This is a genomic window from Lactobacillus sp., assembly GCF_051873315.1.
Taxonomy (GTDB): Bacteria; Bacillota; Bacilli; order Lactobacillales; family Lactobacillaceae; genus Lactobacillus.
Genome location: NZ_JBJEES010000039.1, coordinates 1 through 11,581 on the forward strand (window position 1 = coordinate 1; position 11,581 = coordinate 11,581).

10 protein-coding genes, 1 pseudogene and 1 riboswitch are annotated in these 11,581 nt (G+C 49.1%); of the genes and pseudogenes, 2 read left to right on the plus strand and 9 right to left on the minus strand.

Features of this window, described 5'->3' with window-relative positions; genetic code table 11:
• The 5 genes from ACI32D_RS02040 to dapD all read right to left on the minus strand — a co-directional run.
• Positions 1-614: aminotransferase class I/II-fold pyridoxal phosphate-dependent enzyme (locus tag ACI32D_RS02040; protein ID WP_439774997.1), on the minus strand; the 614-nt coding region annotated here is incomplete at its 3' end.
• Positions 615-651: 37 nt separating this feature from the next.
• Positions 652-1,431 carry a 4-hydroxy-tetrahydrodipicolinate reductase gene (gene dapB / locus ACI32D_RS02045; protein WP_439774998.1) on the minus strand — a complete coding sequence of 260 codons (780 nt, stop codon included), beginning with the start codon at positions 1,429-1,431 and terminating at the stop codon, positions 652-654.
• Between the two features lies 1 nt (position 1,432).
• Positions 1,433-2,362, minus strand: a complete 930-nt coding sequence (gene dapA / locus ACI32D_RS02050) for a 4-hydroxy-tetrahydrodipicolinate synthase (RefSeq protein ID WP_439774999.1) — start codon at positions 2,360-2,362, stop codon at positions 1,433-1,435.
• A 22-nt stretch (positions 2,363-2,384) separates the two neighbouring features.
• Entirely contained in the window at positions 2,385-3,539 is a 1,155-nt protein-coding gene (locus ACI32D_RS02055; protein ID WP_439775000.1) for an N-acetyldiaminopimelate deacetylase, read from the minus strand.
• 60 nt (positions 3,540-3,599) lie between these two features.
• Positions 3,600-4,313 carry a 2,3,4,5-tetrahydropyridine-2,6-dicarboxylate N-acetyltransferase gene (gene dapD, locus ACI32D_RS02060; RefSeq protein WP_439775001.1) on the minus strand — a complete coding sequence of 238 codons (714 nt, stop codon included), beginning with the start codon at positions 4,311-4,313 and terminating at the stop codon, positions 3,600-3,602.
• Between the two features lie 120 nt (positions 4,314-4,433).
• Positions 4,434-4,610, minus strand: a riboswitch (Lysine riboswitch).
• Between the two features lie 225 nt (positions 4,611-4,835).
• Between dapD and ACI32D_RS02065 the strand changes: the two genes are divergently transcribed.
• Positions 4,836-6,209, plus strand: coding sequence for an aspartate kinase (locus tag ACI32D_RS02065; RefSeq protein ID WP_439775002.1), 1,374 nt, complete (start codon positions 4,836-4,838; stop codon positions 6,207-6,209).
• Between the two features lies 1 nt (position 6,210).
• Positions 6,211-7,197: a diaminopimelate epimerase gene (dapF, locus tag ACI32D_RS02070; RefSeq protein ID WP_439775003.1), complete on the plus strand. Its 987-nt coding sequence runs from the start codon at positions 6,211-6,213 to the stop codon at positions 7,195-7,197.
• Between the two features lie 77 nt (positions 7,198-7,274).
• Here the strand turns inward: dapF and ACI32D_RS02075 are convergent, their stop codons facing one another.
• From ACI32D_RS02075 to ACI32D_RS02090, 4 genes and pseudogenes are all read right to left on the minus strand, one after another.
• Positions 7,275-8,534, minus strand: coding sequence for a hypothetical protein (locus ACI32D_RS02075; protein ID WP_439775004.1), 1,260 nt, complete (start codon positions 8,532-8,534; stop codon positions 7,275-7,277).
• Between the two features lie 8 nt (positions 8,535-8,542).
• Entirely contained in the window at positions 8,543-10,171 is a 1,629-nt protein-coding gene (locus ACI32D_RS02080; RefSeq protein ID WP_439775005.1) for a VWA domain-containing protein, read from the minus strand.
• On the minus strand, positions 10,143-11,081 hold the full coding sequence (locus ACI32D_RS02085) for an AAA family ATPase (RefSeq protein WP_439775006.1): 939 nt from the start codon (positions 11,079-11,081) through the stop codon (positions 10,143-10,145). The genes ACI32D_RS02080 and ACI32D_RS02085 overlap by 29 nt, the downstream gene beginning before the upstream one ends.
• 270 nt (positions 11,082-11,351) lie before the next feature.
• A pseudogene (locus tag ACI32D_RS02090) lies at positions 11,352-11,581 on the minus strand (dihydrolipoyl dehydrogenase family protein); the annotation flags it as partial.

Genomic DNA, 11,581 nt, shown 5'->3' on the forward strand with positions numbered 1-11,581 from the left:
AAGTGGTGCTTCTTAATCACTTCCGCCAAAGCAGTTAATTCAGCTTTTGAATAAGTCCGCCCAGTTGGGTTGCATGGGTAGTTGAGCATGATTGCCTTAACCTGGTCACCAGCCGCCTCAATCTCCGCTTCCAGCCGTTCTGGCGTCAAATTGAAGCCAGTATCTGAAGTATCGATCATCACCACTTCCCCGCCTGCCATTTCAATGTTGGTGAAGTAAAGGGAAAAGACTGGTGTTGGCACTAAAACCTTGTCACCGGGATTTAAAAGTCCCAGCAGAGTAGCCGTAATTGCTTCAGTAGCCCCGTCAGTTACGATGATTTCAGTCTCCGGGTCGTAGTCAACCTGTCTGGTTGACAAGAGGTACTTGCTGATGGCTTGGCGCAAGGCCAGCTTCCCCTTTGATGGCCCATAGTGGGAGTCATCTGCTTCAATTCCTCTGATAGCGGCTCTTTTAACATGGTCTGGCACTGCGAAGTCTGGTTCGCCCAAGGTGAGCTTGATGATTCCCGGGATTTGGGAAATTTCTTCGTCAAAAGCCCGGATGGCTGAAGGCGCGATTTTAGCAAGATTTTTGTTGCCTAAATCCCGCAAGTTAGGATCTGTTTCTGGCATGATGATCGTCTTTCTATCTAAAAACAAAAGATACTTTCTACAAAATGTTTTCCAGGCCGACATAAAGCTGGTCTAAGTCAGCTGCCTTTTCCAAGGCAACCTTGACCCCGCTCATGAAGGATGACCGGTCAAAGGAGTCCTGCCGGATGGTCAAGGCTTCCCCCTTGCCGCCAAAAAGAACCTGTTCATGGGCAACGTAGCCGGGCAAACGAACCGCGTGCAGCTTGATGCCTTGGTAATCACCGCCCCTTGCACCTGGCAGGCTTTCAGTCGTGTCTGGAGCAGTTTGGTGGGGCTCACGGACTTCAGCGATCAACTTGGCGGTTGCCAGAGCCGTGCCTGATGGAGCATCTTTCTTGTCTTCGTGGTGCATTTCGATGATTTCAACGTCTGGGAAGTACTTGGCCGCTTCCTGGGCAAACTTCATCAATAAAACAGCTGACATGCCGAAGTTTGGCGCGATCAAGCCGCCAGTCCCCTTTTCCTTGGCTAATTGCTTCAGCTCTGCTTCTTGCTGGTCAGTCAAGCCAGTCGTCCCCACGATTGGCCGGTAGCCATTTTCCAAGGCATAACGTACGTTTTGATAGACAGAGGCTGGAACAGTAAAGTCAACCCAAATGTCGGCGGCAGCTGCCGGAATGTCGTCCAGACTGGTGTAAAGCTTAGCATCCGCTGGCAGGCCATAGTCTGCTGGATCGCTGCTCTTTAAATGGTGGGCCAGGCCAGCCGTAATTTCAAAGTCTGGCAGGCTTTCTACTAATTTAACGACTTGCTGCCCCATTGAGCCGGCAAAACCGGCCAATAAAATTCTTGGCATCTTACTCTCCTTCTAACATTTCACGCGTCAGCTGGCCAGCTAATGCATCCTTTGGCAGCTTCAAAGCAGTTGCCAATTCTTCCTTTTCTTCATTATTCAAGGCTACAAGTGGCAACCGTAAGCCTCCTACCTGGTAGCCCATGGCTGATAAAGCTGCCTTAACTGGGGACGGGGATGGGAACATGAACAAAGCGTTCATCCGTGGGGTCAGCCAGCGCTGCAGACTGCCGGCCAAGGCAAAATTGCCCGCGTAAAGTTCATCGTACATCTCCCGCATTCTTGGCGTATACAGGTGGCTGGCAACTGAAATGACCCCGTCAGCACCCAAGACTCTGGCAGTAAGTGCCTGGGCATCTTCACCAGTAAAGACGGCGAAGTTTACTGGCCGGCCGGACACGATCTCTTCGATTTCTTCCAGGCTGGCGCACTGCTTGATACCGGCAATATTGGGATGCTGGGCCAGCTGTAAAATAGTTGACACTTCCATTTTAACCCCAGTCCGGCCAGGGATGTTATAGATGACTACTGGAATGTGAACCTGGTCAGCTACTGCTGTAAAGTGGGCAATCATTGACCGCTGGTTTGGCTTGTTGTATGGCGGAACTACGACCAAAGCATAGTCGATGCCTGGAATTTGGGCGACTTCTTCAGTAAAAGCAATGGTTTCAGCCGTGTTGTTGCTGCCAGTGCCGGCGATGACCGGTACCCGGCCGTTTACAATCTGGCCAAAGCGGGTGTACAGGGCGATCTTTTCGTCATTGGTCAAAGTAGGCGTCTCCCCGGTTGTCCCCCCGATCACAAAGCCGTTAGAGCCTTGGTTAATCAAATTATTGGTTAATTCAGTCAAGCTGGCAAAGTCGATCTCTCCGTCTTCCGTAAAAGGCGTAATGATTGCTGTCAGTAAGTCCGCGTTTTGTAAGTTTTGGTTCATTGTCTTTGCCTCTATTGTCTATTTAGTCTTCCGTCATCCGGTATTCCAAAAAGCCGGTAATTGCCGCGATGCCGCGGCTGATTGAACTTTCCTGCGGTTTTAATGTTGCTGAGTGCAGGGGTGAATCGTCTTCAACGCCCAGCCAGAACATAGTTCCCGGGATCTGGGCCAGGAGGTAGCCGAAGTCTTCCCCGGTCATGGCTGGTGCTGTTTCGACATATTCAACTCCGTCAGCCTGCTCCATGTAATTAATGAAGTTTCTCGTCAATTCCGGGTTGTTTTCAACCGGCCAGTAGCCGCCTTGGTTGAGTTCCAGCTTGACTTTGACGCCAAAGCTCAGCTCAATTCCCTGGCAGACTTCAGCCAGTCTTTTGTCGATCAGTTCGATCATACTCTGGGTTAGGCCCCGGATCGTGCCTTCAATTCTGGCTGAATCCGCGATTACGTTTCTGATCTTGCCGGCAGTAACCTTGCCCAAAGTAATAACTCCGCTTTGAATCGGGTCGATATTTCTGGAAATGATAGTCTGAACCTGCATGATCAAGGCAGCTGCCGCGACAACCGCGTCATTTGACAGCTGCGGGAAGGCAGCGTGCCCGCCTTTGCCTTGAATATCGATGTTGACTTCAGTCGTCCCGGCAAACAAGGTGCCATTCCGGCAGCCAATCGCTCCAGCTGGCAGGCTTGGATTGTCGTGCAGGCCGTAGAATTCATCAACATGCCACTTGCCAGTGAAAAGTCCCAGCTGGTAGGCCTTCATGCCGCCGCTCTCGCTCTCTTCAGCCGGCTGGAAGAAGAAAAGGAGGTTGTCAGTTGGCTGATGCTCACTAAAATAGCTAAGGATGCCCAAGGCCACAGTCATGTGGATGTCGTGTCCGCAGGCATGCATTACGCCCGGATGTCTGGAAGCAAATGGCAGGCCGGTTGCCTCAGTTACCGGCAGAGCGTCAATATCAGCCCGGTAACCAATGGTCCGTTTGGCCTTTGACCCCTTGACCAGAACCAGGAGAGCGGTTGGCAATTCAGCCGGCTCTTTGATTTCCAGGTAGTCTTGCTTCATCTGCTTGATCACATCCAAGAGATAAGCGTGGGTTTGATATTCTTCTAAGGCCAATTCCGGGATCTGGTGGAGCTGGCGCCGGATTTGAAGCAACTCGGCTTCGGTCAATACTGCCATATAAAAACTTCCTTAATGTGGACTAACTTCTGTTTGCTTGGACTAATCGATTCTTTTTCTTTACAGCTTGCGCAGGTCTTCTTCCAGACCAGTCTTGCTTTCAGTCTTGGCATCGACTTCCTTGATTACCTTGGCAGGAACACCGGCAACAACCGTGTGCGGAGCCACGTCCTTGGTTACGACCGCACCGGCTGCGACAACCGCGCCTTCACCAACGTGAACGCCTTCCAAAACAACTGCGTTGGCACCGATCAAAACATCATCGTCGACGCGGACTGGCAAGGCTGAAGCTGGTTCAACCACACCAGCTAAGACCGTACCGGCACCGATGTGGCAATTCTTGCCAACGATGGCCCGGCCGCCTAAGATTGCCCCCATGTCGATCATGGAGCCGGCACCGATTTCCGCGCCGATGTTGATCACGGCTCCCATCATGATAACCGCATTGTCACCAATCAAGACTTGGTCACGGATGATAGCGCCTGGTTCAATCCGGGCATTGATTTCCTTGAGATCCAGCAAAGGAACAGCGGAATTGCGGGCAGTGTTTTCCACACGGACTGATTCAAAGTCAGCTTCATGTTCTGCCAAAAATGGCTTAAGAACTTGCCAGTCACCGAAAACTACCCCAGCTTGACCGCTGACAAAAGGATCCGTGCCTTCCGGGAAAGTGACCTGGTCCAGATTTGCTCCTCTCAAGTAAACCTTGACTGGGGTCTTCTTTGGTGCTGAACCAATGTAATTGATAATGCTTTGTGCGTCTAATTCTGCCATTGTATCTTTCTCTTTCTAAACTATTCTGTTTCTGTTGATGATTACTTTGAAGAGGCAAAGAAAAAGCTCCAGATCGCCTTAACAATCTGGAGCCCGAAAAATTCAAAATTAAATTTCACGTCAAATTGCAAGCGCAACGCAGGTACCTTCCCTGCGACAGTCCATGGCCTCTTAAGCCATAGCCCAGCCAATCCGCCTTGCCAATGCGGACGCTTCGGCAACCTCCCCTTTCTTGCAAGTTCTTCGCCTGGCGGGCTCTCTTGCTTTACTCTTGTCGGTTGCGCCTCTTCAATTTGTAATCAGTTTATAATACTAGCTTCATCTTGTCAACGGCTTTTTTATCTTTTATTTGCATATTTTTTATTCATAGTCCGCCCGATTCATTGGTATAGCAGTGAATAGGTGCGATTAGCCATGAATTATCGAAATCTTTTTTTGCATTTTCCGGAGAAAAATGGTAAAGTCCATTCTGATTAAACTTAAATTCTGATTAAAAGACTGAATATGAAAGAGAGTAGCAAAATGAAAGTAGTTAAGTTTGGTGGCAGTTCCCTGGCTAGCGGCCCTGCTGTAGAAAATGCTTTAAAGATCATTACCGCTGAAGCTGAAAGACAAGTTGTCGTTACGTCTGCCCCAGGCAAACGCTTTGACGAAGATATCAAGGTCACTGACCTCTTGATCAAGTATGCCCATGAAATCAATCATGGCAGAAACGGACTTGAAGTTGCTGACCGGATCTTCCAACGCTACGTTGAAATTGGCGAATACTTTAACTTGCCAACGGAAGAGCTCTTGCCCTTGAAAGAAATTCTGCTGGATTTGCCAAAGCAGCCATATCCAAACAAGAACTACCTGCAAGCGGCCTTTAAGGCGCACGGCGAACGGTTAAATGCCAAGTTGATCGCCAAGATTCTGCAAAGCCAGGGAGTAAAGGCCCGCTACGTCGACCCTAAAGAAGCAGGGATCATCGTCACCGGGAGTCCAAATAACGCCTCTGTCAACCCAGAAAGCTACCAGCTCTTGGACAACTTTGCCTATGATGCTGATGAAAAGCTGATTTTCCCAGGCTTTTACGGCTATACTCTGGCCGGTCACATCGCCACTTTTTCAAGAGGCGGTTCAGACATTACCGGTGCTATTTTGGCCAGAGGCTTCCATGCCGACCTATATGAAAACTTTACTGATGTCGACGCTATTTTCTCAGCTAACCCTAAGGTGGTTGACCAGCCTCAGCCGATTCACACGATGACCTACCGGGAAATGCGGGAACTGTCTTACGCTGGCTTCTCTGTCTTTCACGATGAAGCCTTGATCCCGGCTATTCAAGGGCAGATTCCAATCAACGTCAAGAACACCCAGCACCCGGAAAAGCGCGGAACCATGATCGTGCCGGAAAAAGGCTTCAAGCCGGAAACCATCATTACCGGGATCGCCAGCGGCAAGCACTTTGGTGCTCTTTACCTGCACAAGTACCTGCTCAACAAGGAAGTTGGCTTTACCCTCCGCATTCTGCAGATCTTAAGCAAGCACAAGCTTTCCTACGAACACATGCCAACTGGGATTGACGACCTGACGATCATCTTTGACAAGGACGCCTTAAACGATGAGCTCATCGATCAAGTCTGCAACGAAATTCAAAATGAAGTCAACCCAGACCACCTGGAATGGATCAGCGACTACGCGATCATCATGCTGGTCGGTGAAGGCATGCGGGACCGGATCGGGGTCATGCGGGACATCGCCACTCCAGTATCTAGAGAAGGCATTTCTCTCCGGATGGTCAACCAAGGGGCTTCCGAAATTTCCATCATGCTGGGTACGGCAGCTAAAGATGCCGACCAGGCAGTAGCTGCGATTTACGACTACTTTTTCAAGCAAGAAGCACAAGGAGAATAAAATGACTAAATTATTGAAAGTCCACGGGTCACAGAATTCCTTCTTCATTCTGGACCAGACTGAACTGGAAAATCCGCTGACTGACAGTGAACTGCGGCAATTGACCAAGACCCTTACTAGCCATAAGAGCGGCCTGCTTGGCGGAGCCGATGGCATCCTGTCAGTTGAAGAATCAAGTCACTCTGGCGTTTTAGGCAAAATGCGGGTAATCAATGCTGACGGCAGTGAAGCTTCAATGTGCGGCAACGGCCTTAGAACTGTTGCCCGCTACCTGCACGAAAAGACCGGGGAAAGCCAGTTTAAGGTGGAAACCATGTACGCAGACCTGGCCGTCCGGCAAGCCGAAGACTTTGCGGCAGGCGTGCCGGCTTTCGGGGTAGAAATCTCCCCTGTCCGCTTTAACAAAGAGGCTTTGCCTTTTGACAATCTGGGCCACGATCGCCTTTTGGACACACTGGTTCCAGAATTGGTTCCAGGCTGGCGTTTTAGCGCTCTGGCCGTGCCTAATCCCCATTTGATTGCTTTTATCAAAGAAGAAGACCTGGAAAGCCCGGTCTTAGGAGAGCTTGGTGCCTACTTGAACGGCGATAATCCTTACTTCTCAGACGGGGTCAACATCAACTACACCGTTATCCGCGGCGACAGCCAGCTTTTTGTCAGAACCTATGAACGGGGCGTTGGCTTTACCAATGCCTGCGGGACTGGGATGTCGGCCAGTTCTTTGGCCTTTGCCTTGACGCACCCGGACCTGGGCCATTTTGAAAAAGAGATCTCTGTCTACAATCCTGGCGGCATGGTCAAGACCGTCTTGCACCAAAAGGACCACAGCTACTGGATCGAACTGATCGGCAACGCGACTGAAACCCATACCGTTGAAATCCCAGAAGATCAGCTGCATAGCGGGCAGGTTAAACTGGGTGAGGTAAAGGCCGTTGAAACTGGTGAGCAAGCAGCATACCTGACTTTCGTTGACCAGCTGACCAAGTAGCATCCCCCGAAAAAATAGAATTAAACACTAAATTACTAGAACAAATTACTAATCCTCAAGCATCCCCAATCAAACATTCACAGTTTGGCCGGGGATTTTTTTTCTGCATCCCCCTCTAAAAGCAGGCGGAGATACTTCTTAGTAAACTTGCTGGTCGTCAGCTGCAGGCGGGTTTTCAAGTATTCTCTGGCCAAGTCATGCTGGTCGATAAAGGCCTGGTAACTCTGATCAACGCAAACCAAGGCTGGATGCTGCAAAAGTTCCTGGCTTAATTTGACAACGTTAAAAGCAGAAAGATCACTCTTGTCCGCAGACTCATTGATCTCTTTCAGCAAAGCCAGATCTGATCCCTCAGCTGCTTCAGCATTCAGAAATTCCTCAGTCAGATCAGTTGGCACCAATTCATGGTAATAGACATGATAGTCAGAATAAAAGCGTTCCTCGGCCGCGATCAGTCCGTCTTTTTGCATGGCGTCAATTACCTGCAGAATCGCCTTGTTTGGCAGAAAGCGAAAACGTCTGTCATAGTCACTATGGTTGATGGCATCGTAATCCGGATATGACAGTCCCCGCAGAATCTTCAGACAGTTGTTAGGCGTAATCCGCGTCTCATTTCTCAAAGCAAGCTGGGCAATTGCCCGCGCTAACAGGTCCCCCCGCAGCTTAGAAGCAGCAACCTTTTCTTTGATCTTTTTCTTGTAATTTGCCTCTTTCTTCTTCGAATTGGCTAAAAACTTGTCATACTCCTCTTCCATCGCCTCTGGCTCTTTTAAAGCAAAAGCATGCTCATGATCCTTTCTTCCCGTCAAAGTCACTTCGAGCTTGGACTGGTTCTTGAAATGCCAATTAAGCGACAGATCGGCATGATTTTCTTTGATATGGTCAAGCAGCTTTTGCCAGGACTGGCAATTAGCCAAGCTGGTTTTAAAGTGCTGAAGCTGCTGGCGCTTGTTGCTCGGTAAAAGGAGCTTTTCCCCGTTAGCGCTCAGTTCCAGGTAAGCCTGCTTGTCTCCTGGGAACAGGTAGTCACTAGCCAGATCCCAATCTTCTTTTGGCAAATAATTCTTCAGCTTACCAGGCTCCAGGTAAATGCGTTGCTTGTCTTTATTCTCATGGGAAGTCTGCTCAGCCAGCTCAGCTTTCAGCCACTCCTTAGTCAATAATTGGTAAGCCAGGCAAACCTTTAAGCTGCTGGGCCGGAGATACTGCTTAGCCAGAAGCTGCGCCAGCACTTTCAAGTAAAAGGGACGGTCAAAGTAGCTTTCGTAATTTTCAAAGAAATCACTGACCAGCTGGTCAACTTCTTTTTCAGTTAAGACTTTGCTTTCTTCTTTCATTTTCATCCTCAATTCTGTAATTCACACAAAAATTTGATCAAAGAGGCCGGGTTGGTGACCTCAGCCAATTCATCGACATATGGAGCATAGCTGCCAATGACTGAATCCCCGGTATCCCATTTGCTTTTAGCTTCGGGATTAAGCCAGTAGCATCTCTTCACTCGCTGGCATAAGTCTTTAAAGATCTTTTCCTCACTAGGCAAATGGTTGTTTCTGGCATCCCCCATCCAGAGCATGATAGTCCGCTTGTTCAGCTGCCCCTGTTTATCTTTGTATTCTCTTAACGGCTTGCCATAGTCCGAGTAGACGCCAATGGTCGGCACCTTTCGCAATACTTCTGTAAGTTCGCCATAGGCCATCCCCGCCTTTAAGTCACTTGAGAGATCCACCAAGTGGTCAACAAAGGCATAGAGCTCACAGCCTGTCGGGAAAAGCTCTCTTAAGCAGCAGGCGAATAAGAAGAGCGGTTCAGCTGCTTTGATGCAGGAGCCCGACACGTCTAAAAAGATCACCAGCTTGCAAGGGCGCTTCTTGGGGTGCTGGTATTGCAGCTTAAGAGGGACACCGCCGCTTTTGCAGGCCAGTTTGATGCTAGCCGCAAGATCAATCCTCCCTTTCCTAGGACTAATCAGTCTTTTAGCAACTTGAGCCTTGAATTTATAAGCGTACAAATTGACATAGTCACTGATCTGTTCACGTTCAAGCTTGGACAAGCTGGCAAAGGGCTTGGCTAACAGGCCTGTATTGTCAACGAAGTTCATCCCCTGGTTTGCTTCTTTGCTCCACTCCCGCTTTCCTGGGGATGTTAACCTGCTCTGCAATTCGTTAATCCTCATCTGCAGCCGGCCAGCTTCTTGCCCGGCATCTTGCCGGCTCTGCTCTAAATCGCCTTGCTTTTTCTCCTGCTTGATTCCTGCTCTTTTCAGCCGTTTGTCCTGGAGGTCGATTCTTTTCAAGATCTTGCCCAGCTCTTCTAAGAGCTGCATGCCGGCCATGGGGTCTGGCAGGTCAGTAAGTTTGCCAGCCGCCTTTTCTAACTCAGCCAGCAGATCTTCCCGCTGGCCAAAAATCTCTCTTTTGCCAGACTGGTCTTTGTCTGCCAGAGTCTTAGCCATCTTTGCAAATAACTCCTGCTTAGGACTATCCGCAAACAAGGCTTTAAAGGCTGCAGCATTTTCGGCTTGCAGCTTATCTAAACGCTTAAGCCAGGTCTTTGGAATCTTAAAACTTCCCGGCAAACCATTCTTCTCTTGAGCCAATTGTCTGCCTTCTTCCTCCAGACTGGCCTCTTCCTGGTCAAACTTGCGCATGACGCCCTCAAGTTCCTCATGATTTCTGGCTAAGGCCTCTTCTTTATCCCGCAAGCTGTTTTTCAGCTGCAAATAATTCCTTAAATCTTCTTGAAAGTGCTGAGCTTCAGCCTGGCTTTTGACCATTAAGGGCTTCAGCAGCAATTGGTAATTCCACAGGCTGACATCGGGCTGGTCAAAGAAGCTGTCTGCCAGTAATGCCAAAATCTCTTCCGCATAATTCGGCATCAGCTGGTAGCCCAGCTTAAGCAGGTAGTCGCCAAAGGCTAGCAGGTCTGGCAAAAAGCTGCTTTTCAGCTCAATCGTTTCCGCTGTCGTCTTCATCATCACTGCCTCTGCTCCAGATCTCCCCGCCGTGCTTCAAGAGCAAGTTCCTGCCCTTGTCATAATCCCGATTATCCTTAAGCAAGATGCTTAAAGCCGAAAGGGCGGTTTCTTTGCTGATGTCTTCCTGCTGGCTGAGGAATCTCGCGTAGTCAATCGCTTCAGCAAGTGACGGCTGATAGTGCAGATTAGTCATCTTTGAAACTACCAGGGCAATGCCGAAAGCCAGGCTGCGGTCAACATTTGCCTTCAGAGCCAAAATTTTGGCCATCTCAGCCGCCTTCTTCCGCTTTAAGTAAAGATAGTTGCACCTCCGACGCAAGGGGCCAGAGAGCTCACGATAGCCGTTTGAAGTAATGATGACGATGGGCCGCTCATCTGGCTGGCAGGTAACTGTTCCATATTGCGGGATGGACAAAGAGTAATTCTCTAAAAACTCATAGAGCATGTATTCAGTTGCTTCATCTGCCTTGTCAAGCTCATCGATGCAGAGGACAGTCTGCTTTTTCGACCTAATTGCCTTTAAGACTGGCCGCTCTAAGAGAAAGTCATCCCCGTAGAAATCAAGCTTATTAAGAGCGTACTGCTCAGCTTCCTTGAGATTCATTCCTTTGCACTCTTCCATCAGACGCGCCTTAAGCATCTCAATAACCAGCAGCTGCTTTTGGTAGTCATAATCATACAAAATCTTGTCATCGCTCAAACCTTCATACATTTGCAGCCGCTGGTAAGGCAGACTTAAGCCATCTGCCAGTGCCTTAGCCAGACTGGTCTTGCCAGTCCCAGCAGCTCCTTCTAAAAGCAAGGGCCGGCCCCGGCTCACGCTGGCCCACAGGGCAGTCGTGATTTCGTCATTAGCCACATAGCCGGCTTTCTCTAAGCCCTCCCGGATTTGCTGAATTGAATGCGCCATCACTTTTATCCTTTCTGTTTTCACATTCATCACTTAACTGCTTTACTTTTAGCAATTCGACCAAATGTTCGAAGCTCAGTTTTGATTAAAGCAGATTTTTACCAAAGGAAAAAGTCGCATGTCATTAGCTAAAAAGCCCGGTCTGACGGTCTTTTTACAGGCAGATCAATCTGTAAAAGCAGCCAAATTTCAATCCGCGGGCAAAGAAAAAAGCAAAGGATAAACCTTTGCTTAAATTCAAAATTTTTCAAATTTTACTTACTGTCACACTTACCGGAAGAGAACGTCCAGTTTGTTGGCCAGAGTCGGGAAGGCGAAGCCCAGATTGTTCATGGCAAATTCTGCCGGATCCTTCTTGCCAATCAGCGGGGCGAAGAGATTGATGTCATCCCCGGCATTGATGCTGATTTCTGAAGCACCGACCACTTCGCCAGCCTTGTTGAAGATGACTTTTAATTCTGACTCTTCATCGCCTTCACCCATGGAGGCAAAAGTCGACC

Excerpts from the sequence above, each read along its gene's own strand:
- ACI32D_RS02085 (WP_439775006.1), bottom strand. The coding sequence starts at position 11,081 with ATGGCGCATTCAATTCAGCAAATCCGGGAGGGCTTAGAGAAAGCCGGC.
- dapA (WP_439774999.1), bottom strand. The coding sequence starts at position 2,362 with ATGAACCAAAACTTACAAAACGCGGACTTACTGACAGCAATCATTACG.
- ACI32D_RS02075 (WP_439775004.1), bottom strand. The coding sequence starts at position 8,534 with ATGAAAGAAGAAAGCAAAGTCTTAACTGAAAAAGAAGTTGACCAGCTG.
- ACI32D_RS02065 (WP_439775002.1), top strand. The coding sequence starts at position 4,836 with ATGAAAGTAGTTAAGTTTGGTGGCAGTTCCCTGGCTAGCGGCCCTGCT.
- dapB (WP_439774998.1), bottom strand. The coding sequence starts at position 1,431 with ATGCCAAGAATTTTATTGGCCGGTTTTGCCGGCTCAATGGGGCAGCAA.
- ACI32D_RS02055 (WP_439775000.1), bottom strand. The coding sequence starts at position 3,539 with ATGGCAGTATTGACCGAAGCCGAGTTGCTTCAAATCCGGCGCCAGCTC.
- dapD (WP_439775001.1), bottom strand. The coding sequence starts at position 4,313 with ATGGCAGAATTAGACGCACAAAGCATTATCAATTACATTGGTTCAGCA.
- dapF (WP_439775003.1), top strand. The coding sequence starts at position 6,211 with ATGACTAAATTATTGAAAGTCCACGGGTCACAGAATTCCTTCTTCATT.
- ACI32D_RS02080 (WP_439775005.1), bottom strand. The coding sequence starts at position 10,171 with ATGATGAAGACGACAGCGGAAACGATTGAGCTGAAAAGCAGCTTTTTG.